This is a genomic window from Nocardia sp. A7 (assembly GCF_046549215.1).
GTDB lineage: Bacteria > Actinomycetota > Actinomycetes > Mycobacteriales > Mycobacteriaceae > Nocardia.
Genome location: NZ_JAJPWE010000002.1, coordinates 749,398 through 772,736, shown reverse-complemented (window position 1 = coordinate 772,736; position 23,339 = coordinate 749,398). Strand labels below are relative to the sequence as shown.

General features: G+C 67.7%; 22 protein-coding genes. 11 read left to right on the top strand and 11 right to left on the bottom strand.

Features of this window, described 5'->3' with window-relative positions; all coding sequences use genetic code 11:
• The first annotated feature begins 99 nt into the window (after positions 1–99).
• A complete protein-coding gene (locus tag ACLJPD_RS14970) occupies positions 100–1,629 on the top strand; it encodes an aldehyde dehydrogenase family protein (protein ID WP_410872702.1) in 1,530 nt (509 codons plus the stop codon).
• A 22-nt stretch (positions 1,630–1,651) separates the two neighbouring features.
• On the opposite strand, the gene ACLJPD_RS14965 is transcribed toward ACLJPD_RS14970, so the two are convergent.
• From ACLJPD_RS14965 to ACLJPD_RS14955, 3 genes are all read right to left on the bottom strand, one after another.
• Positions 1,652–2,311, bottom strand: a complete 660-nt coding sequence (locus tag ACLJPD_RS14965) for a TetR/AcrR family transcriptional regulator (protein ID WP_410872701.1) — start codon at positions 2,309–2,311, stop codon at positions 1,652–1,654.
• Positions 2,312–2,394: 83 nt separating this feature from the next.
• Positions 2,395–3,279, bottom strand: coding sequence for an oxygenase MpaB family protein (locus ACLJPD_RS14960; protein ID WP_410872700.1), 885 nt, complete (start codon positions 3,277–3,279; stop codon positions 2,395–2,397).
• Positions 3,280–3,412: 133 nt separating this feature from the next.
• A complete protein-coding gene (locus ACLJPD_RS14955) occupies positions 3,413–4,054 on the bottom strand; it encodes a TetR/AcrR family transcriptional regulator (protein ID WP_410872698.1) in 642 nt (213 codons plus the stop codon).
• 202 nt (positions 4,055–4,256) lie between these two features.
• Between ACLJPD_RS14955 and ACLJPD_RS14950 the strand changes: the two genes are divergently transcribed.
• Both ACLJPD_RS14950 and ACLJPD_RS14945 read left to right on the top strand, forming a co-directional pair.
• A complete protein-coding gene (locus ACLJPD_RS14950; protein ID WP_410872697.1) occupies positions 4,257–5,678 on the top strand; it encodes an NAD(P)/FAD-dependent oxidoreductase in 1,422 nt (473 codons plus the stop codon).
• Positions 5,671–7,461, top strand: coding sequence for an FAD-dependent oxidoreductase (locus ACLJPD_RS14945; RefSeq protein ID WP_410872696.1), 1,791 nt, complete (start codon positions 5,671–5,673; stop codon positions 7,459–7,461). Before ACLJPD_RS14950 ends, ACLJPD_RS14945 begins: the two co-directional genes overlap by 8 nt.
• 13 nt (positions 7,462–7,474) lie before the next feature.
• Here the strand turns inward: ACLJPD_RS14945 and ACLJPD_RS14940 are convergent, their stop codons facing one another.
• The gene (locus tag ACLJPD_RS14940; RefSeq protein ID WP_410872695.1) at positions 7,475–7,948 is read right to left on the bottom strand and encodes a hypothetical protein; all 474 of its coding nucleotides are present in this window, start codon (positions 7,946–7,948) and stop codon (positions 7,475–7,477) included.
• A gap of 235 nt (positions 7,949–8,183) precedes the next feature.
• Positions 8,184–9,632, bottom strand: a complete 1,449-nt coding sequence (locus ACLJPD_RS14935) for a helix-turn-helix domain-containing protein (RefSeq protein ID WP_410872694.1) — start codon at positions 9,630–9,632, stop codon at positions 8,184–8,186.
• 156 nt (positions 9,633–9,788) lie between these two features.
• On the opposite strand from ACLJPD_RS14935, the gene ACLJPD_RS14930 reads away from it, so the two are divergent.
• From ACLJPD_RS14930 to ACLJPD_RS14920, 3 genes are read left to right on the top strand one after another with little or no spacing between them, the layout of a single operon-like run.
• Positions 9,789–10,682: a helix-turn-helix domain-containing protein gene (locus tag ACLJPD_RS14930; RefSeq protein WP_410872692.1), complete on the top strand. Its 894-nt coding sequence runs from the start codon at positions 9,789–9,791 to the stop codon at positions 10,680–10,682.
• A gap of 33 nt (positions 10,683–10,715) precedes the next feature.
• A complete protein-coding gene (locus ACLJPD_RS14925) occupies positions 10,716–11,540 on the top strand; it encodes an SAM-dependent methyltransferase (RefSeq protein ID WP_410872691.1) in 825 nt (274 codons plus the stop codon).
• Between the two features lie 55 nt (positions 11,541–11,595).
• Positions 11,596–12,033 carry a hypothetical protein gene (locus ACLJPD_RS14920; protein ID WP_410872690.1) on the top strand — a complete coding sequence of 146 codons (438 nt, stop codon included), beginning with the start codon at positions 11,596–11,598 and terminating at the stop codon, positions 12,031–12,033.
• On the opposite strand, the gene ACLJPD_RS14915 is transcribed toward ACLJPD_RS14920, so the two are convergent.
• Together ACLJPD_RS14915 and ACLJPD_RS14910 are read right to left on the bottom strand one after the other, a co-directional pair.
• Positions 12,030–13,727 (bottom strand): hypothetical protein, encoded by a 1,698-nt coding sequence (locus ACLJPD_RS14915; RefSeq protein ID WP_410872689.1) that lies wholly within the window; start codon positions 13,725–13,727, stop codon positions 12,030–12,032. The two genes, ACLJPD_RS14920 and ACLJPD_RS14915, sit on opposite strands and share 4 nt — an antisense overlap.
• Before the next feature lie 228 nt (positions 13,728–13,955).
• Positions 13,956–14,690, bottom strand: coding sequence for a TetR/AcrR family transcriptional regulator (locus ACLJPD_RS14910; RefSeq protein ID WP_410872688.1), 735 nt, complete (start codon positions 14,688–14,690; stop codon positions 13,956–13,958).
• 125 nt (positions 14,691–14,815) lie between these two features.
• Between ACLJPD_RS14910 and ACLJPD_RS14905 the strand changes: the two genes are divergently transcribed.
• Positions 14,816–15,772, top strand: coding sequence for an oxygenase MpaB family protein (locus ACLJPD_RS14905; protein ID WP_410872687.1), 957 nt, complete (start codon positions 14,816–14,818; stop codon positions 15,770–15,772).
• 133 nt (positions 15,773–15,905) lie between these two features.
• Here the strand turns inward: ACLJPD_RS14905 and ACLJPD_RS14900 are convergent, their stop codons facing one another.
• From ACLJPD_RS14900 to ACLJPD_RS14890, 3 genes are all read right to left on the bottom strand, one after another.
• Positions 15,906–16,559: a hypothetical protein gene (locus tag ACLJPD_RS14900; protein WP_410872685.1), complete on the bottom strand. Its 654-nt coding sequence runs from the start codon at positions 16,557–16,559 to the stop codon at positions 15,906–15,908.
• Between the two features lie 127 nt (positions 16,560–16,686).
• Positions 16,687–18,222, bottom strand: coding sequence for a sensor histidine kinase (locus ACLJPD_RS14895; RefSeq protein ID WP_410872684.1), 1,536 nt, complete (start codon positions 18,220–18,222; stop codon positions 16,687–16,689).
• A complete protein-coding gene (locus ACLJPD_RS14890; protein ID WP_410873415.1) occupies positions 18,200–18,904 on the bottom strand; it encodes a response regulator transcription factor in 705 nt (234 codons plus the stop codon). Before ACLJPD_RS14890 ends, ACLJPD_RS14895 begins: the two co-directional genes overlap by 23 nt.
• A 261-nt stretch (positions 18,905–19,165) precedes the next feature.
• Here ACLJPD_RS14890 and ACLJPD_RS14885 point away from each other — a divergent pair, with 261 nt between their 5' ends.
• Positions 19,166–19,402: a hypothetical protein gene (locus ACLJPD_RS14885; protein WP_410872683.1), complete on the top strand. Its 237-nt coding sequence runs from the start codon at positions 19,166–19,168 to the stop codon at positions 19,400–19,402.
• A gap of 76 nt (positions 19,403–19,478) precedes the next feature.
• On the opposite strand, the gene ACLJPD_RS14880 is transcribed toward ACLJPD_RS14885, so the two are convergent.
• Positions 19,479–20,084, bottom strand: coding sequence for a TetR/AcrR family transcriptional regulator (locus tag ACLJPD_RS14880; protein WP_410872681.1), 606 nt, complete (start codon positions 20,082–20,084; stop codon positions 19,479–19,481).
• A 149-nt stretch (positions 20,085–20,233) separates the two neighbouring features.
• On the opposite strand from ACLJPD_RS14880, the gene ACLJPD_RS14875 reads away from it, so the two are divergent.
• The 3 genes from ACLJPD_RS14875 to ACLJPD_RS14865 are packed head-to-tail and all read left to right on the top strand — an operon-like array spanning position 20,234 to position 23,339.
• Complete coding sequence (locus tag ACLJPD_RS14875) at positions 20,234–21,613, top strand: flavin-containing monooxygenase (RefSeq protein WP_410872680.1); 1,380 nt, start codon at positions 20,234–20,236, stop codon at positions 21,611–21,613.
• Positions 21,610–22,563: an alpha/beta hydrolase gene (locus ACLJPD_RS14870; RefSeq protein ID WP_410872679.1), complete on the top strand. Its 954-nt coding sequence runs from the start codon at positions 21,610–21,612 to the stop codon at positions 22,561–22,563. Before ACLJPD_RS14875 ends, ACLJPD_RS14870 begins: the two co-directional genes overlap by 4 nt.
• Positions 22,560–23,339 carry an SDR family NAD(P)-dependent oxidoreductase gene (locus tag ACLJPD_RS14865; protein WP_410872678.1) on the top strand — a complete coding sequence of 260 codons (780 nt, stop codon included), beginning with the start codon at positions 22,560–22,562 and terminating at the stop codon, positions 23,337–23,339. Before ACLJPD_RS14870 ends, ACLJPD_RS14865 begins: the two co-directional genes overlap by 4 nt.

Here is a 23,339-nt window from a genome sequence, read left to right as displayed (position 1 = left end):
GGTCGAGAATCTCGGTCCAGCATTGAAAGAGTGACGCATAAAACGTCTCACACTGTCTAAGGTGGGCGGGTAGACCGATTCGGCTATCCAGGAGAAGAAGTGTCTGATTCCGCCACACCCACCGTCGGCGCCACCGAACTGACTGTTCGCAACCCGGCGTCCGGAGAACTGGTCGGCACCGTCGCCGTCACGAGCCCGGAGGAGGTCGCCGCCACCGCGATCGCGCTGCGCAAGGCGCAGCCGCGGTGGGCTTCGATCAGCGCCGCCGGACGCAAGCAGTGGCTGCTCGCGCTACAGGACTGGGTGCTCGACCACACCGATGAACTGGCGGATTCGATTCAAGCCGAATCGGGAAAGCCCCGGGTGGAAGCCGAGGTCGAAGTCGCCTTCACCGTCGATCTGCTGGGTTACTACGCGCGAAACGCCAAGAAGTTCCTCGCCGATACCGACGTGAGCCCGCACAGTCCCCTGATGCGGATCAAGAAGTTGACCACCACCTACACACCGTATCCCGTGGTCGGCATCATCACGCCGTGGAACTTTCCGCTCGCCATGCCTGCTTCGGACCTCGTTCCGGCGCTCGCCGCAGGCGCCGCCGTGTTGCTCAAGCCGTCGGAGGTGACCCCGTTGACACCGCTGGTCCTCGCCCGCGGCTGGGCCGAGATCGGCGCGCCGCCGGTGTTCGCGGTGGTCTCCGGTACCGGCGACACCGGTGCCGCGGTGGTCGACAACGCCGATTTCGTCCAGTTCACCGGCTCCGGCACCACCGGGCGCCGGATCGCCGTCGCGTGCGCGGAACGCACGCGCCCCTACAGCCTCGAGATGGGCGGCAAGGACCCGGCGATCGTGCTCGCCGACGCCGACCTGGAGCGCGCGGCCAACGGCATCGCGTTCGGCGCGCTGACCAACGCCGGGCAACTGTGCGTGTCGGTGGAGCGGGTGTATGTCGAGGCGCCGGTGTACGACGAGTTCGTGAACAAGCTTGTCGCCCATGTCAAGACGCTGCGGCTCGGCCGCGACGACCGCAGTGGCAATGTCGATATCGGTCCGCTCGCCAACGAAACGCAGTTGAACATCGTCACCCGCCACGTCGACGACGCGATCGCCCAGGGCGCGCGAGCCCTCACCGGTGGAAAGGCCACGGGCGAGGGCAACTTCTTCGAACCGACCGTGCTGGTCGACGTCGACCATTCGATGTCGTGCATCACCGAGGAAACCTTCGGCCCGACCATCCCGGTCATCAAGGTCGCCGACGAGAACGAGGCGATCCGGCTCGCCAACGACTCCGAGTACGGGCTGTCGGCCTCGGTGTGGACGGGCAACAAGTCCCGCGGGCAGAAGATCGCCCGGCGGCTGACGGTCGGCGCGGTGAATATCAACGACGCCACCATCAACCTGTTCAATTTCGCGCTCCCCCACGGTGGTTGGGGACAGTCCGGCACCGGGTACCGCTTCGGCGGTGCGGACGGCGTGCGCAAGTATTGCCGCAAGCAGGCGATCACGGCGCCGGCGCTGCCGACGCAGAAGTCCGAACTCGTCTGGTACCCGTACAGCCTGAAGAACTTCGGGTTCATGCGAAGCGCGATGCGCGCGACCGGTGCTCGCGGTCGCCGCCGATTCGGCCGGTGATCGCCGCCCGCGAGGGATCCGGCTAGGCCTCGGAGGCCGCGGCACGCCCGTCCAGCGGACGGAACCCGGGTGCGATGTGATCGCGCGCGAACCGGCGTGCCGCGGCCTCGTCGTCGAGCGGGATGACCGTCGGCTTGGTCAGCACCAGCGACAACGCGGTGCGCGCCACGAGTTCGGCGACGGGCAGCGGATCGTATTCGGGGAGCTTTCCCGCCTGCTGCAGGCGGGTGATGAATTCGGCCAAGAAGTCTCGACCGAGCTCGATGACCGGCGCCCCACCGGTGGTGAGATAGGGCAGGATCGTGGCGGCGTCGGTTTCGAGCAGGCGGTCCAGCAGCGGGTTCTCGCGCAGGCCGAGGGCGAACGTGACGAACAGTTCGACAATCTGATCTTCGGCGCTGGCGCCCGCCTCGGCCTGCTCACGCATCGCGGCGTCGGCCTGTTCGAGGAGGTGGCGCACCTGCCAGAGACCGACCGCTTGGACGACGTCGGTCTTGCCACCGAACCTGCGATACAGCGTCGCCAAGGACAGCCCGCCTCGGCGGGCCACCTCCCCCATGCTGGTGCGCTTGATCCCGAAGTCCAGAAACGCGGCCAAGGCGGCGTTCAGCACATCGGGATTATCGCGCTCGACACTGCCGTGTCCACGGATTCGGGCCAGCAACCTGATCGACTCGGCCATATCCCATTCCCCTCAGCTGAGCACAAGGCCCGAACATCGTGCGGCCTGCCGGTGGCGTGCGACCGCGCCGTGGATCGCAGCGCTCAGACTAGCGCGCGGCCGCGTCGGTGGCGCCGCCGCATATCCCCGAGCACGGTCGAGTACGGGAACATCCGGGCGCGAACGGGCAGCCGCCCGTACACGGCTCCGATGCCTCGGAACATCAGCCGATGGCGTCGCTCCTGCTCGTCGGTCCACGGCAGGTAGAGCTGTGCGCGCATGGGTGCGGGCAGCAGGCCGGTGACGGCGAAACGATGAAAGCTGGCGAGCAGACGCGGCCGCGGAACATTGCGCAAACCGACCAGCTTGCGCAGGTACTCGGCGACCACGTCGTCGATCTGCATGCTCGCCAGCCCGGATTCGAAGTAGCTGTCGAACTCCGCCAGGTCGGCGGGCCACATGTCGGCCTTCATCTGCAACCCGGTGCCGAACCTGGCCGCGTACTGGACGAAGACTTCCTTGGTGGCCTTGTCCAGCGGCCCGTAGAGGCGTTCGTGCATATCGATGACGCCCCAGCACAGGCAGACCGCGACCCACTTCTGCAGCTCGGGATCGAACGCGTTGTATCTCACCTCGGCGCCCGGCGCGGAACGAACGCGGCGATGGACGGTACCGACTGCCTGTCGATACACGTCCCGGTCATCCTCGGTACCGAGCATCGCCACCGCGATGTAGGTCAGTGTGGTGCGCAGCCGCTTCCATGGATGCACGTCGGCGCGGCCGGAGTCGACCGTGCTCTCGACGACGCCGTACCCCACCGGCCGGTTCGCGAGCTGCACGATGACATTCGCGCCCGCCCCGGCGAAGGCGCCGATCCCGTCGAGAAATCGCTCGATCTCGAAATCCTCGACAGTGCCGTATCGACACCTCGGTACCCCGTCGAGAGCACCGGGCATCGCCGGATCGGGCCTCACTGAAACTTCGCTCATAGTCCTGCGTCTCCTTCTCCGGACACCACTAAGGCGATGATACATTGAGAGACTCTTCAACTAATCAACTCACGAAAATCTGTAGAGATGTCCCATTACTGGGAGGTCGGGCGGGCTGGTCAGCCGGTCGGCATTACCGCGGCGCGTCCCCGTAGATGACCAGCCAGATCGCGCGACCGAGCGAGGCGGCCAATTCCTCCTCGCCGATACCGGTTTCGGCGGCGAAGGCGACGGAGATCGTGCGTTCGACCATCGAGGTGAGGACCAACGCGGTGGCCCGAGGGTCGAGTTGTCGCCCGACGCGGCCCGCGGACTGTTCGGCCTCGAGCCGCGCGCGCACCAGTTCGGCGAATGTCGCCACCCGGGACCGCCAGTAGGCACCGACTTCCCGGTCGTAGGAGCCGACTTCGGTCAGGGCGAGCAGCAGGTAGCGATGGTCGCGGAAGCCGCCGATCATCGCGCGCATGGCTCGAACGACACCGGCCTGCTGATCGGTGTGCTCGGCGTTCCACCACAGCTCCGCCGCCGCGAACAGATCGGCGGTGGCCAACTCGGCCATTCGGATCAGCAGTCTGCTCTTGTCCGGAAAGTAGCGATAGAACGTGGATCTGGCCGACCCCGAGGCCGCGGCGATCTTCTGCACGGCGATCTCGGTGAACGGCGTGCCGTCGGCGAGCAGGTCCTCGACCGCGGCCAGGACCCGGCGCTCGAATTCGGCACGCCGGTCATCTGCCGGTTTGCGCGCCGATCGCGGGACACGGGTCAGCGAGGGCATCGGCGATCCGTCGCCGATGCCGCACCCGGCGCGCTGGCAGTGACCATGCGACCCATTGTGCCCGTAACGCGGCGAACCGCCCGGGTGGCGGGTACGGGCGGTGCCAATCCCCCTGTCCCGGTTCGCTGTTGACACCTGTGCGCGGTCCGCCTCATCATCAATCGGACACACTGTCCGAGACTGTGTGACCGAGGAGGTCCTCATGGTCGATTCCCCTGCCACCGCGGTCGAACGGGCCGACGTCGTCGTGGTCGGCGCGCGCTGCGCGGGATCGGCCACCGCGGCGACACTGGCGGGGGCGGGCCGCGACGTCGTCGTTCTCGACGCCGCCACCTTGCCGTCGGACACCCTGTCCACCCATCTGCTCTGGCCCGCGGGCCTGGCCGAACTCCAGCGCCTCGACGCGCTGGCAGCCGTCGAGGCCCTCGGTGCCCCACGGCTGACCAGGGCCTACGCACAGGGCGCAGGCTACGGTGTCGATTCCGCCTTTCCCTCGGTCGAGGGCATCGACTACGCGATGTGCGTGCGCCGTGCCGGACTCGACGCCGCGCTACTGCGCACCGCGGTCGAGGCGGGCGCGCAGGTGCGGGCGCGCTGCCGGGTCACCTCGGTGGTGTGGGACGCAAACCGTTGCGCCGGTGTGCGATACCTCGACAGCGCGGGCCGGAGCGTGGAGATTCGGGCCGCGCTCGTCGTCGGTGCGGACGGGCGGCGCAGCACCATCGCCCGCGAGGTCGGCGCCGAGCCACCGTTTTTGACCGTGCCCAGCGGACGCGACTGCTACTTCGCGTACTGGCGGGACACCGCCGACGCCCCACGCCACATCGCCGCCCAGTGGCGGGTCGGCGCCGATCTCGGCACGGCCTTTCCCTGCGATGACGGCCTGGTCCTCAGTCTGGTGCAGCCCCCGTCCGGCAACGATCGGGGACGCGGGCCCGGCGAGGCCGAACGCCGCTATACCGAGGCTCTCACCCGGATTCCGGACCTCACGCAGCGATTGAGCGGCTGTGAGCGGGTCGGCCGGGTCCGTTCCGCCACCGGCATCTCCTCCTACTTCCGTCGTTCCGCGGGCCCCGGGTGGGCATTACCCGGCGATTCCGGACATTTCAAGGACCCCGTCACCGCGCAGGGCATCCGCGACGCGCTGCACTACGGACGCACGCTCGCCGAGTCGGTGGTCGAGGTTCTCCACGACCCGCGCGCACTCGACGCGGCACTGTCGGAGTGGGAACGCCGTCGCGTCATCGAGTGCCGCGAGATCTTCCACTGGACCAACCGGCTGGCCCGCGGTGAGGTCATGCGGCCCTTGGAGATCGAGCTCTACCGCACCGCTACCGACGATCCAGACCTGGCACGGATCACCGCGGGCATCTTCTCCCGCACCCACCGGCCCGCCGAGCTGTACGCCCCGGCACGCGCGCTCGGTCTCGCGGTCCGCGCGTTGCGTCATCAGCGAGCGCACCTGCCCGCCGTCCTCGCCGACATGGCGCGCGAGGTCCGCGACTCGACCCGCGAATGGCGGATGACACGAACAGCCTTGCACGGCAACCCATCTCACATCCCAGCCCCGTCCACCCCGCGCTCTACCCTCACCACCGCAGGTCCAGGAGAACACCATGCCTGATCAGCCGACACCGTTGTCAGCACCGATCACCCGCCGCACCGCGTTGCGCGCCGGGCTCGTCGCCGGAGCCGCGCTGGCCGTCGCTCCCCCGGTCGCCGCCGCCGCGCCGAGCAACCGGCGCTCGCCACTATTGCGCTCCGGCGGCAAAACGGTGGCGATATTCGGCGGTGGCATGGCCGGGCTGAGCGCGGCCCACGAACTGGCCGAACGCGGATACGACATCACCGTCTACGAACCCGCGCTTCTCGGCGGCAAGGCGCGCAGCATGGGGGTGCCGGGGACAGCGGCACCCGGTCGCCAGGAATTGCCGGGAGAGCACGGCTTCCGGTTCTTCCCCGGCTGCTATCAGCACGTTCCCGACACGATGAGCCGAATCCCGTTCCCCGGCAACCCGAACGGCGTGCTCGACAACCTGGTACGGGTCGAGGGAACGGTCGCCGGATTCCAGGATCTCCCACCGATCTTCGCCCCGGTCGAGCTCGGCGGACTGAGTCAACTGACGCCGGAGGTGTTGCGCAACAGCATCATCGGCGCCCTCGGTTTCATCCCCGGGCTACCGCCGCACGAGCTGGCGTTCTTCGCCAAACAGATGCTGGTGTGGTTCACCTCCAGCACCGAACGGCGTTTCGGCCAGTGGGAATACGTGACCTGGGAACAGATCATGCACGCCGAGGGGAAGTCGCCCGCCTATCGCAAGTATCTGGTGAACGCGCTCACCCGGATCACCGTCGCCGCGAAACCCCAGACCAGTTCGGCACGCACCATCGGCACGATCGGCGAGGCACTCGTCCTGGCCGCGACCGGCACGATCCCACAGTTCGCCGGTGGCATCGATCGAATCCTGAACCGCCCCACCAGCACTGCGTGGATCGATCCGTGGGTCGAGTACCTGCGATCGCTCGGGGTTCGCTTCGTGCTGGGTCGGGGACTTGCCGCACTGCGGATGGCAGGCGGCCGCATCGCCTCGGCAACGATCACCGGCACGAGTGGATCCACGACGGTGACCGCCGACCACTATCTGTGCGCCGTGCCGGTCGACCGCGCCGTCGATCTGCTCGACGACACGATCATCGACGCCGATCCACGCCTGGCCGGGATGCGAAACCTGGTCACCGACTGGATGGTCGGCATCCAGTACTACCTGCGCCGCACGACCGAGATCCCCGAAGGGCACATCGCCGCACTCGGCTCCCCCTGGGCACTCACCGCCTTGCGCCAAGCCCCCATGTGGGTGGGTGATTTCCCCGCCACCTACGGCGACGGTTCGGTGCTGGAATGCCTCTCGGTCGACATCTCCGACTGGGACACCCCCGGCATCCTCTACGGGCGCACCGCCAAGGAGTGCACCGCGGCCGAGATCGCGACCGAGACCTGGGCTCAGCTCAAAGTCTGGCTCAATACCGGCACCGACTGGTTACGTGACGAAGACATCCGTTCCTGGCATCTCGACCCCGGCATCACCTGGTCCGGCGACACCATCCACAACGAAACTCCCCTGCTGGTGAACACGGTCGGCTCCTACGACGATCGCCCCGACGCGCACTGCGCGATTCCCAACCTCTACTTCGGCGGCGACCACGTCCGCAACCACATCGACCTGGCCACCATGGAAGGCGCCAACGAATCCGGCCGGGCCGCCGCCAACGCCGTCCTCGACGCCGCCGACGACCCGGGCCCGCGCGCCCAGATCTTCCCGCTGGTCTCGCTGCCCGCCTTCGCCGCTGCCAAAGCCATCGACGCCGACCGCTTCCGCGCGGGCCTACCGCACCTGCTCGACGGCTGATCCACCTCGCCCGTCATGGGGCCGGTCGGTGGCCCCGGCCCAGCGGTAGTGCGACGCGCAAGGCGCGGATCTCGCCGACCAGATCGGCATAGCCTTCCTGGACTTGCGCGAAGCGCAGGGCGGCATGGTGCTGGTGTTCGGCACTCTTGGTGTGGCGCAGTGTCCACTGAACGTGGGTGTAGGTGTCGGCCACGTGGCTGATCACCTCGCCGAGGGAATGGGTGTGGCGGCGGCCCGAGGTGGGGCGAGGAAGGTGGCAGGCCGACCACTCGTCGATCAGGCCGATGGTGGTGTCGATTCGGCCGCGGGTAGCGACGGCATCGAAGTCAGCAGGCCGACGGGTGGTCGACACCGACGCGGTGAACAATGTCGCGTGCAGATCCGCCAGCTCGCGCGCCCATCCGATCAACGGGGAACCGCCACGCAGGTTCCCTGCGACGGCGAGCAGCAACTGGCGCGCCTCCAGTAATCCCTCCGCGGTCCGCATCCGCACCTCCTCCGCGGCGCGGTTGTCAGACGTCGCGGTGGCGACGCCTGCGTGCGTCGCCGCTACACACACCCGGTTCACTCGCGTCTGCCCATCTCCCGCTGGCCACGCCTCGGCGTCGTCGTAGTCATGGAGCGATTACATCGCCGAACAGGTTCTGCGACAATGACATTCGACAGGGCATGTCATAAATATCGCGGTGCGCGGATGACATCGTCACCTCGCGCCCGCAGTGCTACGCGGTCGCGAGGCGGTGTTCGGTCATCGGACTCGGAGTGTGCCGAGCGCGGACAGTCCTGCGGATCGCCTGGCACAGGTCCCGAACGTCGGATCGCGACGACGCGAGGGTCGCGGCGTGCACCAGCTGCCCCAGTCGGTCGCCGACGCGCCCGCTGTCGACCTGGCCGGTCATGTCCAGCGACGCCGTCGCGAACGAGACCCCCTCATCGATCTGGCCGAGACGGAAGGCGCCCGTGGCGACCGTGATGTTGTCGAACAGAATGCTGCGGGCCGGTCGTCCTGGTGTGGACGCGGCCAACGAGGCTCGGGCGGCGTCGACAGCTTCGGCCGTGAAGTGCTCGGCGGTCTGTCCGCGGGCGGTCAGGGCGTACTCGTTGTAGATCACCGATCGCATGCCGGTGAACTCTCCGGGGGTGAAGAACACCCGGGTCCACGGGTCGATGGGGTCTGCGACCCGAGCGGTCTCGTCTTCGGCGCGGGCGAGCGCGGTCCGCATCCGGCCTGCGTCGCCCATCATGGCGTGCGCCCAGGCCGCATTGGCATACAAGCGCGCGGACTCCCCACCACCGGCATCTTGGGCGGGCAGCTGCCCGAGCTGGAACATGCGCAGCGCGGCGCGTGGGTCGCGTTCGATCAAACTGATCCGCCCCAGCACGTAGAGCGTCGACGCGACCAGACTGTCCGCGCCCGCTCGCCGCGCGGAAACCAAGGCCATCGTCGCGTATTGGCGGGCGCGGTGTTGATCACCGATGTCGTGGTAGGCCCAGCCGATCAGCCGGGCCAGGTCGGCAGTGGCGACCAGCAGCGTGTGCGCGAGTGTCGTGTGTCCGCGGTGCCCGGCCAGCAGCGCGGTCGTCGATTTCAGGAGATCGACGGCCGTGCGGGCGATCGAACCGCCGCCGTGTCGCTGGTCGCGTTCACGCAGGCCCGCGGTGGCGCTACGCACGGTATCGAGATCGAGTTGCCGTGTATCGCACAGGGACTCGGACGCGTCGAGGGAGGGAAGCCAGGGCGTCAGGATGTCGGCGGAACCGACAACGGCGGTCGCGAGGGCCTCCAGCAGAGTCGCATCCGCGCCGCGACGGGAACCGGCACCGGGGAATTCGGGAGACCGTGACACCACGTCACGAGCGAACCCGATGTTCAGGTCAGAGGATGACAGTACGGCGTCGATCTCCGGCACCGGTGCGCCGAGCGCGGCCAACAGAGCACGGTAGGACTTGCTCGGCCTGCGGACCTCGCCGAGTTCCCAGCGCGCGACGTGTCGTTCCGAACACGCGACATTGACGCTGTCGCGGCGAGCCCGATCGTTGATCAACTCGGCGAAATCCCCACGGCTGAGCCCTAATCGAGCGCGGCGAAAGGTCCGAAGCCGCTGTCCCCAGCTGTTCGCGGCTCCGGCATCGGCATGGCCGCGCAGGGTTTCGGGGTCGGTGACGTCCATGAGTGGGCCCACTCTTCTTGCGCCGCAGGGTATGTCGCAGTTCGGACTCACCCTCTGACTTGTTCGCCAAATAATCTTGGTTGATAATCTAACCTGATAATCAGGTTTGCGAAACTGGTGGCATCCGCCGCCCAGCAGCCCGATACGGTGGGATCCATGGCACGAACCGCACGAAAAGTGCTGCTAGGTAGAGAGATCGACGCGCTGCTGCGCCGGACTCGAACCACCCAGGCCGAGGCGGGAAAGCTGATCGGGGTCAGCCAGTCGCGGATCGCGGCGGTGATCGGGGGCACCGGCAATCTGAGCGCCCAGGCGCTCGCCGAGCTGGTCAGACAGCTCGGCGCCACCGACGACGACTACATCGCGATCCTGCTCGATCTCCGCGAAGACAGCCACCGCCGCGGATTCTGGAACTCCGGCTACCGTCGCGCCTACATCGAGGAACTGCGACTGCTCGTCGACCTCGAGGCTGTGGCGGATCGATTACGCGAGACCGGCGCCGAGATCGTTCCCGGTCTGCTCCAGCACGAGAGCTACATCCGCGCGCTGCACGAACCACTGCAACCCGACCCCGACGATCCGGACGCGGTCACCGTCGACGACTACGTGAAGGCCCGCATCGCGCGTCAGCGAATCCTGCTCGGGCGGGGAGCGCCCGAGTTCCACGCGATCCTGTCCGAGTCCTGCCTGCGCCGCACCTACGGCGGAGACGCGGTGATGCTCGACCAGATCACCCATCTCCTCGAACTCTCCACCCGCCCCAATATCCAGATCCAGGTCATGCCCTTCACGCACCAGGCACCGGGCGCGGGGATGGAGGACCGCTACATCCTGGTTCGAGTGCCCTCCCCGGGGGCCGCGGGCGATCTGGAGATGGCCGTCGTCGAAGCCCAGGGCGAGATCCGCTACATCGACGACAAACCCGGGGTCGGGATCCGCGACAAGATCTTCAACCGCCTGACGATGACCGCCTTGAGCCCGCACGACTCGCGCCAGTTCATGGAACACCTCGTCCGCGGCCTCCGCAGCCGACCGACCATCCAGCGATAGACCACGCCCCACCGCAACCGCAGAGGAAACACGATGTCCGACAGTGACTTCGAGCCCCGTCCGATCGACACCAACAAACCCAGCTCCGCCCGCATCTATCACCACATGGTCACCGGCGAGGTGATCTTCGAATCGGATCTGCCGTTCATTCAACGGCTCTACGCCGATATCCCCTTCTATCCGCTGTGGGCCCAGCACAATCGCCGGTTCCTCGGTCGCGCCGTTCGCTATATGGCCGGCACCGGAATCCGCCAGTTCCTCGATATCGGGTCAGGCCTGCCGACCGGCGGCAACACCCACGAAGTCGCGCGCGAACTCGCGCCCGACTCCCGTGTCGTCTATGTCGACAACGACGAGGAGGCGATCAACCGCGCCCGCGACCTGCTGCGCGAACAAGGCGTCACCGACACCGCGACGATGGTCGACGCCGATCTGCGCGATCCCGCACGCATCCTCGCCCACCCCGACACCCAACGCCTGATCGACTTCACCGAACCCGTCGGTCTGCTGCTGGTCTCGGTGCTGCCGTGGATCACCGACGCCAGCGAACCCGCCAAGATCGTCGCGCAACTGCGCGATGCCCTCGCTCCCGGTAGCCACATCGCGATGACACACGTGTCCCTCGAAGACGCGGGATCGGAGATCAAAGCCCAGGTTGCCGCAGGCGCTGCCGTCTTCACCGATGCCAGCACGCCGGTCACCCTGCGCACCCGTGCGCAGTTCCAGACCTTCTTCGACGGCTGGACCATCGCCGACCCCGGCATCACCTACGCCACGGACTGGCGACCCGACCAGCCCATCGACCACGACGACTACGCCCGCCCCTGCAATTTCGCCGCTATCGGCAGCCTCCCCTAGCGTGCGTCCGCGCTGTCGGCACCGCCGCCGACAGCGCTGTTCGAAAGGATCCACCATGTCGTTGTTGACACCGACCGCCGCCCACTTCCGCAAAGCGGCCGCCAGTTCCCCGCAGCAGGCGTGCGTGATGGTCTACCGCGACGACCATCGCACCCTGCTCTGGGACGACAAACTCGCGGGCCCCGTCGACACCGCGGCACACCCTGTCCCGCTCGACGAGTGCCTGACCCTCGACCACGACCAGTTCGATGCCCTCCAAGACGCGATACGAGCTGACCTACCCGTCCATGGAGCCCTCACCATCGATCGACGATTAGACGGCCTCTACGAATTCAGCGCCACGCCGGAATGCAGGGCCGCGGCCGGAACCGCCAGGCTCGCTTTCGACCACCGCGAATACACCGCGTTCGTCCTCGCGGTGCGGCACCGCGAATTCGAACGATCGACCTTCTTCTCGCCCATCCCGGTCGAAGGCGCAGTGAGCATGAACTAACGAGCACCGGTGGCGAATTGGGCGAGACGGGTGGAGACGACTTCGGGTCGCCCGTCGTTCTGGTCAGCGGCGGCGGTGAGGACGTCGATGTGGTTGTAGCCGGGGAGATGGATCACTTCGTCGTGGGGACTTCCCGAGTCGGCTACAGGGATACCGCCGCTACTGCGGAAAGTGAGGATGGGGTTGCGGTTCACGCCGTCGAGGTGGACGTGGTCGGCGGCGAACGACGGTGCTGACGTCTGCTGGAGGTCGAGGGTGAGGCGGGTGGGGAAATACCATTCGGTGAAGTCGAGGGGTGGTTCGCAGAGGCTGCGGGCCAGTTCGCCGATGGCGGTCACTTCGCTGGTGGCGGAGGTGTAGGGGGCCGTCAGGTCCGCGGTGTCGTCGTAATCGGCCCAGCGGTAGAGGGTTTCGGGGTTGTAGACGGTCGGCGAGACCTTCGGTGCGTCGCCGAACATGCCCATCGTGAGCGGGCTCAGCGCGATCGAGTCCGGCAGGGGGAAGGATTTCGGGCCGATCGGGCCGCCGGTGGGTAGGCCGACGCTGGCCTGGAGGAAGCCGAGTGGTTGGGAATTGTCGTCGAGGATCGCGCCGAGCACAGCTTCGTTGGTCGCGTTGAGGTCACGCACACTCGGCTGTCCGGTGGCGAACATCGCGGCGTTCTGGGAGAGCAGGGTTCGTAGGGTCGCGGCGATGTTGGGGTTGTCGGGTAGGCGGCGGACGAGGTCGTTGACGCCGTCGGGGTTCAGTCGCGCCGCGAGGCCTGCCAGGGCGAGCAGATTGGTGGTCTCGGGGTTGATCACCGCGGGCAGGCGTAGGACCGGCAGCGCGGTATCGAGTTGCAGTGAGCCGGCTTCCACCACTCCGGCGAGCGGGGCGGGAAGCTCGGGAACCTGCAGGCCACGCAAGCTCAGTCCGGCGTGAATGGTGGTGTCGAGCGCGAAATAGCCCGAGCACTGGTTGTAACCGGCGTCATCGGTGGTGGCCGGGTTGCCGTCGAAGTCCCATTCCACGAAGTAACCGGTGAGAAAACCACCCAGCGAATGCCCGCCGCACAGCACCTTCTGCTTGCGCACCGCCTGGTCGGGGAATTCGATCCGCAGCACGTCGTATTCGTCGCGCAGGGTCTGCGCGAGTCCCTGGTCTCGCAACCAGGCCGTAGCCTCGCCCTCGGCGAAGCCGCTGAACCGGCGACCGTCGGCCTCGGCGCCGTTGAAGTAGTAGTCCGCGGCGGTGTCGAACGATCCGGTCCGTAGCGCGGCGGCGACCCCGGTGTGGTCCTCGAGGCAGTTCGATCGCCGGTCCAGTGCCCAGAATTCGATGTGGCTGCCCAGTTCGGCGGCCCGCGCGACGGTGTTGCGCGCCACGCTGTCGAAGGCACCCGCACCCTCGAAAACACCGGGTTGCGCTACCAGGACGCGTTCGGCGTCGACCGAAGACCTCGGCCCGTCGACCGATCGCCATCGCAGATACGACAGGGTGTCGCACGCCTGCGGATGCGGGAGGCTGCCCGGCGGCAAGGGCACGGCGAGAGTGACTTTCGAGGCGATTACCGAAGTCACCGGCGAGGAAGTCGCGTACACCGTCTCCGTACGTTCGGGCACCTGACCGCTCGCGACCGGGGTCACCGCGTACACCCCGATCGCCGCCAGCGCTGTCACCACCGCCGACAGGCCGGTTCGCCGAAGTCGCATACGATCATTCCTCCACACGTGCGTTCACCGATATCGAACCCTCGTCCCGCGGTGGAGTGCGGGGAATGGACCCGCGCACGGCAGGTTCACAGCAACGACTCGATCGGAATAGAGCACATCACAATGGGGACTCGGCCCGGGCCGAATGCTCTGCGAATACGGCCGCGGTCTCGAGCAGGCCACCTGCGGATGGCTCGATTGTCGCGCGGGGCGCAGGCGTGCTGAGACTCAGCCGGTCGGCTTCACTCCCGCGACCTGCAGAACGCCCGAATTGTCGGTGAGCAGCAGCAGGCGGGCGATAAGGTCGGTGAGATGGTCTCGCGTTGCGGCGAATTCGCCCCGCATCCATGCGGCGACCAGCTCGAGTGTTCCGCTGACCACCGCGTAGGCGGCCATGTCGGAGTCGAGTGGATCGGGGGTGGGCTCGGCGACGAGTTCGCGCCCGACTGCCGACATCGCGCGCGCGATCGCGTGCTGAGTGGTGAGCCGTGCAGCCTGCAATGCCTCGGTGCTGTGCGCGTTGAGCAGCAACGCCTGCCGGCGGGGGTCGGCGAGCAGGAAGCCGATCGCGGCGTCGGCGGCGGCGTACACCTGGCTGTGCAGATCCGGGGCGGCCTCGCGGGCCGCGGTGACCACCGTGACGATGCCGAGCGCGGTGTGTTCTTCGACCAGGGCGGTGAGCAGGGCGTCGCGGTCGGTGAAGTGCTCGTAGAAGTAGCGGTCGTTGAGCTTGGCCCGTGCGCAGACCGCCCGCTTGGTGACGGCAGGCGCGCCACCCTCGGCGAGCAGGTCGAGCGCGGCGTCGACGAGTGCGCCGCGGCGGCGGGAGCGGCGTTCGTCGGCGGCGACTCCGCCGTAGACACGCGCAGCGGCGGCGACATCGGGTTGCCCAGGCACGTCCTCGACCGCCTCCCATTCCCGTACCCGCTCATCGCGGGGAGCTGTTGTACGAGCGTATCCCACCACTCTTGACCAGCCGCCAATTCTGGTGCACGCTAGCACCACACCAGTTGTGGTGTCACACTGCACCACAATGAGTGAAGGTGGGCTCGACACGGCCCACTACGGCGGAACAAAGGAGTTCACCGATGACCTGTCCCCTGCCGCATCAACCACCGGGTGCTGTCGATACCGCGTCCCCCACGAGCGAATCCGCCTCTGCTGTCGCACGATTCGAAGCCGTCGGCGGCTCGGTCCTGTTCGGCCTCTTCGGCGTCGCCCTGTTCGACCAACCGATGCTGCCACCGGTCTCCGCGGCCCTGGAGGCGACCGGACGTGCCCGCTACCAGCCGTGGGCGCGCGCGGTCCGCACCGCCGCGGCCGACCAGCTGATCTACCACGGCGAGGACGCCGATCGCGACGCCGAATCCGAGCGGCTGATGCTGCTGCACCGCGATGTCAAGGGCGTCGGCCCCGACGGCGAGCGCTATTCGGCACTCAACCCGCAGGCGTGGAACTGGATCCTCTACTCAACCTTCTTCGTTCAGCGCGGCGCCTATCTCGCGCTCACCGGCGACACCCCGACGGCGGCGGACAACCAGGCGATCTGGGACCACTACCTGCACAAGACCAGCGGGCTGCACCTACCCGGCAACTCGGCGCCCATCGCCGCCTTTCCCGACCTGGTCGCCCACTACGAGCAGCGGATCGCCGAGCTGCGGGTCACCTCCGCGCTGGAAGCGGCCACCAGCTCGGTACGCCTCTCCCCGCGACCGGACTTCCTGCCCGCGGCGATCGGCCCGCTGTGGCGGCTGAGCGCGCCGGTCCTCGGTCACTTCGCGATGGTCCTCGGCTGCGGCATCATGCACCCCGACGTTCGGGCCAAGATGCCGATCACCTGGACCAGCCGACACGAACGGGAGTTCCGGGCACTCACCACCGCACTGCGCATCGCCTACCAGCAGCTCCCCGCCGTGGTGACCGATTCCCCCATGGCACGTAATCGCCGCAAGTACGAACGACTGGCCGCCAGGTACCGCAAGGTCGGCTTGACCTCGTTCGCCCCCGACCCCGCTCTCCGCCCCACCGCAGCAACGATGCGGTAGCGATGCCGTGCCTGTCGGCGGGCTACCTCGTCGCAGGAATCCGCCGCCGTCGCACGGCCACCGGGACCGAAACCGCGAGTTTCGCTCCCACCGCGCGACGGCCGGGGGCAGCGGCGGTATCTGAGCTGTTCGGCTACCGATCGCGGGAGGATGTCACATCTCTCGACCGCAGGGCCGAATATCGTTGTGATGCTGCGAGTTCCGCGCCGACGAGGGCGCAGAACATGATCGCCTCCCCGGCATTGCCCAGCGGCGGGCAGGCGACAGCGGCACCCGAGGCGACGATCAGTCCCACGATCCCGAGCGTCGGAAACCGCAGACCTTCATTGCGCCACAACACCACGCCCGCCGTCAGCAGCACCGCGGTCGCCGCGAGCGCCGGAATCGGGAGTGCCGGGTTCTCCCCCGAATACCGCAGCGTGTCGGCGAACTGGCACGGGACCAGTGTCAGGTGAGCCAGCTCGACCACGCCCCATACGACCAGCAGAACGGTGAACACCTGCGCCGCCTGTCGCCACCGACGACCCGCTCCGATGCGATCCACCGCCCACAGCACCAGCAGCGGAGTGAGCACGGCGTGGCCGACGAACCTGCCGACACTCAGACCGTGCAGCAGCGCCCCCTCGCCGATCAGCGCGCCGAGTCCGAAAATCACTGAGTCATAGGCGATTCCGAGACCGACCAGGCCGAGCACGAGCACCCGGGCGACGTGTGTGGTTCGCGTCCACAGCAGGCCGACGCACACGAGCTCGATACCCGCGACGATCAGCAATGCGGCTGACACCATGACATTCCTCCAGGGCGTTTCCCTGGCCCACGATGCGGCCATCGGACCAGCCATGGTTACGGTAACTCGTCGGTGGCTCCGATGCGACCGAGCTGGGAGCGACCTGCGGACCTGCTGTGAGCCGAGATCAGCCGGGTTCGGGTGTCGTGCAGCGGGGCAGAACGACAGTGAACGCGGTCGCGCCGGGACGGCTGTCGACGGTGATGGCACCGCCGTGCGCCTCGACGACCGCGGCCACGATCGCCAAGCCGAGACCGGTACTGCCCGCGCGCCTGGACCGGGAAGAGTCACCGCGGGTGAATCGCTGAAAGATCTCCGGCCGCAGTGTTTCCGGGATGCCGGGCCCGTCGTCGGCGACCCGCCACAGCACTCGTCCCGCGTGATCGGATCGCAGTGACACGGTCACTGTCGTGCCGGGAGCGGTGTGGGTGCGGGCGTTGGCGAGGAGATTGGCCAACACCTGATGCAGGCGGGTGGCGTCGCCGGTGACCACCACCGGTTCGTCGGGAAGTTCCAGGCCCCAGCGATGATCGGGTCCGGCGACGTGCGCGTCGCTGACCGCATCGATGGTGAGCAGGCTCAGGTCGACCGGTTCGTGCTCGAGCGGACGACCGGAGTCCAAGCGCGCCAACAACAGTAGGTCCTCGACCAATCCGGTCATGCGCTGCGCGGCGGCGTCGACGCGGCTCATCGCGTCGCCCACCTCGGCGGGCACGTCGGCGCGCTGACGCTGGGCCAGCTCGGCGTAGCCGCGGATCGCGGCCAGTGGAGTACGCAGTTCGTGGCTGGCATCGGCAACGAACCGCCGCACCCGCGTTTCGCTGGCATGGCGCGCCGACAGCGCGCCCGCGATGTGGTCGAGCATGCGGTTGACCGCACCACCGAGCCGACCCACCTCGGTCCGCGGATCGGTGTCGAGAACCGGAACCCGCACCGGGAGCAGCACTTCCCCGCGATCGAGTTGCAGATCGGCCACTTCCGACGCGGTCGCCGCGACCCGCTCGAGCGGGGCCAGCGCGCGCCGGACCACCCAGACGCCGACGATCGTCGCGATGATCAGGACAACGATCGTCACGACCACCAGCACCAGCAGCACCCGCCACAATGTCGCGTCCACGTCGGCCAGCGGCAGGCCGGTGACGACGGTCTGGTTCGTCCAGGTCGAGTCGGCGATCACCCGGTACCGCCCGAGCCCGTCCACCTCGACAGTGACCGGCTCCCCGGCGACCGCGACCTGCGACAGCTGGCTGCGCGCGGCATCCGACAGCGCGGTCTGCGCACCGTCGGCATCGATCCGTCCGGCGGAGACGACTTGGTCACCAAAGATGAGCGCCCCGACCGCACCGGGCTGAATGCCGCGCCGGTCCAGGAACTGTGGGCTGGGCCCGGTGTTTTCGGGCGGAGCGGAGCGCGGTGACGGTTCAGCGGGGCGCGGACCGAGACTCGGCCCGCCACCGGACTCGGCGAGCGAACGCTTCTGCGCGCCGATCAGTTCGGTGTCGAGCTGGTGGACCAGAAACTGCTGCAGCGCGAACTCGGTGGCCACACCGATCCCGACGACAACGGTCACCAGCACCAGCACCTGGCCCAGCAGCAGCCGCGCCCGCAGCGACCAGCGACGTGGCGCGCGGAAATGCCACTCAGCCTGCGGGTTTGAGGACATATCCGGCGCCGCGCAGCGTATGGATCATCGGGTCCCGACCGCTGTCGATCTTCTTGCGCAGATAGGAGACATACAGCTCGACGATGTTCGAGCGGCCACCGAAGTCGTAGTCCCACACCCGGTCCAGGATCTGCGACTTGCTCAGCACCCGCCGTGGATTGCGCATGAACAACCGCAGCAGCTCGAACTCGGTGGAGGTCAACGTGATCGGTTCGCCCGCCCTGCTCACTTCGCGGCTGTCCTCGTCGAAGACCAGATCACCGACCACGAGCTGGGCGCCGTCGTCGGCCGTGGCCGCACCGGCACGGCGAACCAGTGCCCGCAGGCGCAGCACGACCTCTTCGATGCTGAACGGCTTGGTGACGTAGTCGTCGCCGCCCGCGGACAAACCCGCGATGCGGTCTTCCACGGAATCCTTGGCGGTGAGCAGCAGCACCGGCAGATCCGGCAGTTGCGCTCGGAGTTTGCCGAGTACCTCGAGGCCGGTCATGTCGGGCAGCATCAGGTCGAGGACGACCACATCGGGCCGGGTCTCGCGCGCCGCGGTCACCGCGGCGCGTCCGTCGCCCGCGGTGGTCACGTCCCAGCCTTCGTAGCGCAGGGCCATCGACAGCATCTCGGCCAGTACCGGCTCGTCGTCGACCACCAGCACCGTCAGGCGACTGCCGTCGCCCCGGTACAGCGGGATTCGCTCCGTCGGACTGTTCGCTGCGGACATCGTGGTCATGGTCGAATCATGATCGAGCCCGCTGGGGTGTAGCTGGACCCTGTCTGTGAGTCCACTGTGAGTGAGCAACCGAGCCAGGACGAACGCGATTCACAGCCGGCGCACATCCGCGACCCATCGCCCACCCAGTTTCGGCGGCGAAGGTTCCACTACCGGTCCAGCACATCGCTGGGCCGCCGACCCACTCCAGCGGGTCGAACGACAGGAGGATCTGCAATGAGGATCAAGTCGACTCTGGCCAAGACCGCGGTCGCGGGCACCCTCGCCGTCGGTGTGCTCGGCGCGGCGGCAGGCGTCGCGAGCGCCGATCCGGGTGGCCACGACCAGCCGCGACCGGAGGCACAGCAGGAACAGCGGCAGCAGCCCCGCCAGCAGCAGCAGCCCGAACACCACGACCAGGGTTCGCCGCAGCACGGCTTCTGGCTGTTCGGCACCTGGGTTCCGCTGCCCTGATCCTGAACCCGCGACGCAGGCCCGGTGCTCGGCACCGGGCCTGCGTCGCGTTCGTGATCGGGCCGGATTGCCGGACTCAGAAGGAGCCGGGATCGGCCGTCAGGCCGGGAAGGACATAGCGCCGTATGTGACGCAGCACCGCTGCCCTGTCATCGGGGTCGATGGTGTCACCGTGGACCGTGCCCAGGCTGATCAGCACACGCGCCACCCACTCGGCGACCTGAGCGAGGTCGTGACCGGGGTGAATCTCGCCGCGCGTCGCCGCGGCCTCGACGTAGGGACGCCAGAAGGACGCCAGGTCGGGGATCAGGCCGGAGACGCCCGCGTCGGTGCACAACGCGAACTCCTCGGGTTCGTCGGTCCGTAGCCGAATGAGCAGTGCGCCGGGATCGTCGTAGGCCCCTCTGCCGATGCGCACCCCCGCCGCGAGCTGTTCACCGAAGGTATCGATCGCATCCAGTTCGCCGCGAGCGTCGGTCCAGAAGGCGTCGGTCAGCCGGACGAGCGCGGCGCCGAGCAGGGTCGTCTTGTCGGGGAAATGCCGGTAGAGCCAGGCGCGTGACACTCCGGCCTCCTCAGCGACCTCGCTGACCGTCGTGGCCCGGATTCCCTTGGTCGCCAACAACTTCTGTGCGGCGTGGAGTAACCGATCCACGACCGTCGCCGTCGGTGCTTCGGTCACACTCCTGCTTTCCAGGGTCGGCGTCCACGCGGGAACGACGTCGGGTTTCTCGAAAACCCTAGCAAGCAGTGGACAGATCTGAGAATGTGACAACTGCGAGTAGACACTCTTGCAAATCTGTCTACAGATCTGCTCGGAGGGATCGGGACATGTATCAACCGCGGACCGCCGTGATCGGTGCGGGCATCAGTGGCCTCACCGCCGCGAAGATGCTCAACGACTACGGCGTGCCCTATACCTGCTTCGAGTCGTCGGATCGGGTGGGCGGCAACTGGGCCTTCGGTAATCCGAACGGGCACAGCAGCGCCTATCGGTCGCTGCACATCGACACCTCGAAACATCAGCTGTCGTTCCGGGATTTCCCCATGCCCGAGCACTACCCGGACTTCCCGCACCACACCCAGATCAAGCAGTATCTCGACGACTACAGCGCCGCCTTCGGACTGACCGAGCACATCGAATTCGAGAACGGCGTCGAACACGCGCGGCGCCTGCCCGACGGCGGCTGGGAACTGCGCACCCAGCGCACCGGAACGCGGCGCTTCGATCTCCTCGTCGTCGCGAACGGACACCACTGGGATCCTCGCTATCCCGACTTTCCCGGTGAATTCGCCGGAACCACGCTGCACGCGCACCACTACATCGACCTACGCACACCGATGGACTTCTCGAACCGGCGAATTCTCGTTGTCGGTCTGGGCAACAGCGCGGCCGATATCGCGGTGGAACTGTCGTCGAAAGCCCTGGGTAACACGCTGAGTCTGTCGACCCGTTCCGGTGGGTGGATCGTGCCCAAATACATCGCGGGCCGACCGGCGGACAAGTACTACCGGACCAGCCCCCACATCCCGTACTCCTGGCAGCGCAAAATCGCGCAGTGGGGCCAGCCGCTCATCTCGGGTCGCCCGGAGAGCTACGGTCTGCCGACGCCCAATCACAAGTTCTTCGAGGCACATCCGACCCAATCGGTCGAACTTCCGTTGCGCCTGGGATCCGGTGATGTGCTCCCGAAACCCGATATCGCGCGGTTCGACGGGCACACCGCGCATTTCGTCGACGGCACCAGCGACGATTTCGATGTCGTCATCTACGCCACCGGCTACAACATCACTTTCCCGTTCTTCGATCAGGAATTCCTCAGCGCGCCCGATAATCGGATCGATCTGTACAAGCGGATGTTCGTGCCGGGCATCGACGATCTGGTCTTCGCCGGATTCGCGCAGTCGACGCCCACCCTGTTCCCCTTCGTGGAATCCCAGGCGCGGCTGATCGGGGCGTACGCGGTCGGCCGGTACCGACTGCCTGAGCCGCAGCGGATGCGCGAGGTGATCGTCACCGATCAGCAGCGCTACACCGGGCACATGCTCGACCGCCCCCGCCACACCCAGCAGGTCGACTATTTCCTCTACGAACACGACATGCGGACACGAGAACTGCCGGCGGGAGCGCAACGGGCCCGGGCGCAAGGGCCGCCGCCGTGGGCCGAGGTGGCCGATATCGCGACGACTACCGCGGAGGCGCTCCAGTGACCGGCGATTACCGGCAGATCTCCTTCCTCTCCCAGGGAACCACCTGCGATGCCTGGTTCTTCTCCCCTGCGTCGGACAGTCCCTACGCGGGGGCCGCGGGCTCGCCCGTCGTGGTCATGGCGCACGGATTCGGCGGCACCAAGGACTCCGGTCTCGCGCCGTTCGCGCGGCACCTCGCCGACTCCGGGGTGGCCGTCTTCGCCTTCGACTACCGCGGCTTCGGTGCCTCCGAAGGTCAACCGCGCCAACGGGTCTCGATGACCGGCCAGGTCCAGGACTATCACGCCGCGATCGCCGCGGCGCGCACGCAGCCCGGTGTCGATCCGGCGCGGACAGTGTTGTGGGGCATCTCCCAGTCCGCGGGGCACGCGCTGAGTGTGGCCGCCGACCGGACCGACATCCGCGCGGTGATCGCGATGGTGCCCATGATCGACGGCATGTCAGCGGGTCGCAACGCCTTGGCCCAGGTGGGTGTCGGCGCGGTCACCCGCTCCGCGGTGACCGGTGTGCGCAGCGCGATCGCGGGACGCCTGCGCGGCACACCGATCATGATGCCGCTGGTCGGCAAACCCGGCGAGCGGGCGGCCTTGACCGGCGAGGGCTACTTCGAGGCCTATACCGCGCTGGCCGGGCCGACTTGGCGCAACGAAGTCGACGCCGCCGTCGGACTCGAGCTCGGCGGCTATCGGGCCGATCGGCATCTGGACCGCATCACTGCCGCGACCCTCGTGCAGATCGCCGATTTCGACCGCGCCGCTCCCCCGCACGCCGCGGCCAAAGCTGCGTTCAAGGCCCGCGCGGAGGTCAGGCACTACCCGTGTGATCATTTCGACCTGTTCGCGGGTAGCCAGTGGTTCGACGCCGCCGTCGCCCATCAACTGCATTTCCTACGCCGCCATCTGCTCGACGGCGCGCACAGCCAGGTTCGGACCACGGAGGAGACAGCATGAGCGAGGATCGACGCTCGGCGCTGGTGATCGGCGGAGCGTCCGGCATCGGCCTGGCAACCGCACGCACACTGGCGGCCGAGGGGTACCGGGTGACCATCGCCGACATCAACGACAGTGCGGCCGGCGACGCCGCATCGCTGCTCGGCGACGATGTCACCGCGATCGGCATGGACGTCACCGATGAGGACTCGGTCGCGGCGGGTTTCGAGTCCGCGCGAGGTGTGCACGCCGTGGTGAACTGTGCCGGCCTCTCGATACCGGGCGCGATCACCGAACTCGAACTGGCGCACTGGCAGACCACGATCGATGTCTGCCTGACCGGCACCTTCCTGGTCCTCAAACACGCCGGTCGCCACATCGCCGACGGCGGCAGCATCATCTGCATCGCCTCACTCAACGGACGCCAACCTGGTGCAGGCATGGCCTCCTACTGCTCGGCCAAAGCCGGTGTACTCATGCTGGTCGAGGTGGCCGCGTTGGAACTGGCCGAGCGTGGCATTCGCGTCAACGCGATATCTCCCGGCCTGGTCGACACCCCACTGGTCGCCGGAATCTCGTTGGTGCCCGGGCTGACCGAGGAGTACCTGGACAACACCCCACTCGGCCGCACCGGACGGCCGGAGGAGATCGCCGACGCGGTCGCCTACCTCGCCTCCGACCGCGCGGGGTGGATGACCGGCACGGCGATCGATCTCAACGGCGGCGCACACCTGCGCCGCTACCCGGATGTACTGGGCCGGGTGCGGGCGATGGCGGCGCCCCCTGAGCAGCCGTAG

Bases quoted from the DNA above. Each gene is read 5' to 3' on its own strand.
- ACLJPD_RS14930 (WP_410872692.1), top strand. From the start codon at position 9,789: ATGGCACGAACCGCACGAAAAGTGCTGCTAGGTAGAGAGATCGACGCG.
- ACLJPD_RS14920 (WP_410872690.1), top strand. From the start codon at position 11,596: ATGTCGTTGTTGACACCGACCGCCGCCCACTTCCGCAAAGCGGCCGCC.
- ACLJPD_RS14900 (WP_410872685.1), bottom strand. From the start codon at position 16,559: ATGGTGTCAGCCGCATTGCTGATCGTCGCGGGTATCGAGCTCGTGTGC.
- ACLJPD_RS14940 (WP_410872695.1), bottom strand. From the start codon at position 7,948: ATGCGGACCGCGGAGGGATTACTGGAGGCGCGCCAGTTGCTGCTCGCC.
- ACLJPD_RS14955 (WP_410872698.1), bottom strand. From the start codon at position 4,054: ATGCCCTCGCTGACCCGTGTCCCGCGATCGGCGCGCAAACCGGCAGAT.
- ACLJPD_RS14960 (WP_410872700.1), bottom strand. From the start codon at position 3,279: ATGAGCGAAGTTTCAGTGAGGCCCGATCCGGCGATGCCCGGTGCTCTC.
- ACLJPD_RS14935 (WP_410872694.1), bottom strand. From the start codon at position 9,632: ATGGACGTCACCGACCCCGAAACCCTGCGCGGCCATGCCGATGCCGGA.
- ACLJPD_RS14945 (WP_410872696.1), top strand. From the start codon at position 5,671: ATGCCTGATCAGCCGACACCGTTGTCAGCACCGATCACCCGCCGCACC.
- ACLJPD_RS14875 (WP_410872680.1), top strand. From the start codon at position 20,234: ATGTATCAACCGCGGACCGCCGTGATCGGTGCGGGCATCAGTGGCCTC.
- ACLJPD_RS14885 (WP_410872683.1), top strand. From the start codon at position 19,166: ATGAGGATCAAGTCGACTCTGGCCAAGACCGCGGTCGCGGGCACCCTC.
- ACLJPD_RS14915 (WP_410872689.1), bottom strand. From the start codon at position 13,727: ATGCGACTTCGGCGAACCGGCCTGTCGGCGGTGGTGACAGCGCTGGCG.
- ACLJPD_RS14965 (WP_410872701.1), bottom strand. From the start codon at position 2,311: ATGGCCGAGTCGATCAGGTTGCTGGCCCGAATCCGTGGACACGGCAGT.
- ACLJPD_RS14895 (WP_410872684.1), bottom strand. From the start codon at position 18,222: ATGTCCTCAAACCCGCAGGCTGAGTGGCATTTCCGCGCGCCACGTCGC.
- ACLJPD_RS14905 (WP_410872687.1), top strand. From the start codon at position 14,816: ATGACCTGTCCCCTGCCGCATCAACCACCGGGTGCTGTCGATACCGCG.
- ACLJPD_RS14950 (WP_410872697.1), top strand. From the start codon at position 4,257: ATGGTCGATTCCCCTGCCACCGCGGTCGAACGGGCCGACGTCGTCGTG.
- ACLJPD_RS14925 (WP_410872691.1), top strand. From the start codon at position 10,716: ATGTCCGACAGTGACTTCGAGCCCCGTCCGATCGACACCAACAAACCC.
- ACLJPD_RS14865 (WP_410872678.1), top strand. From the start codon at position 22,560: ATGAGCGAGGATCGACGCTCGGCGCTGGTGATCGGCGGAGCGTCCGGC.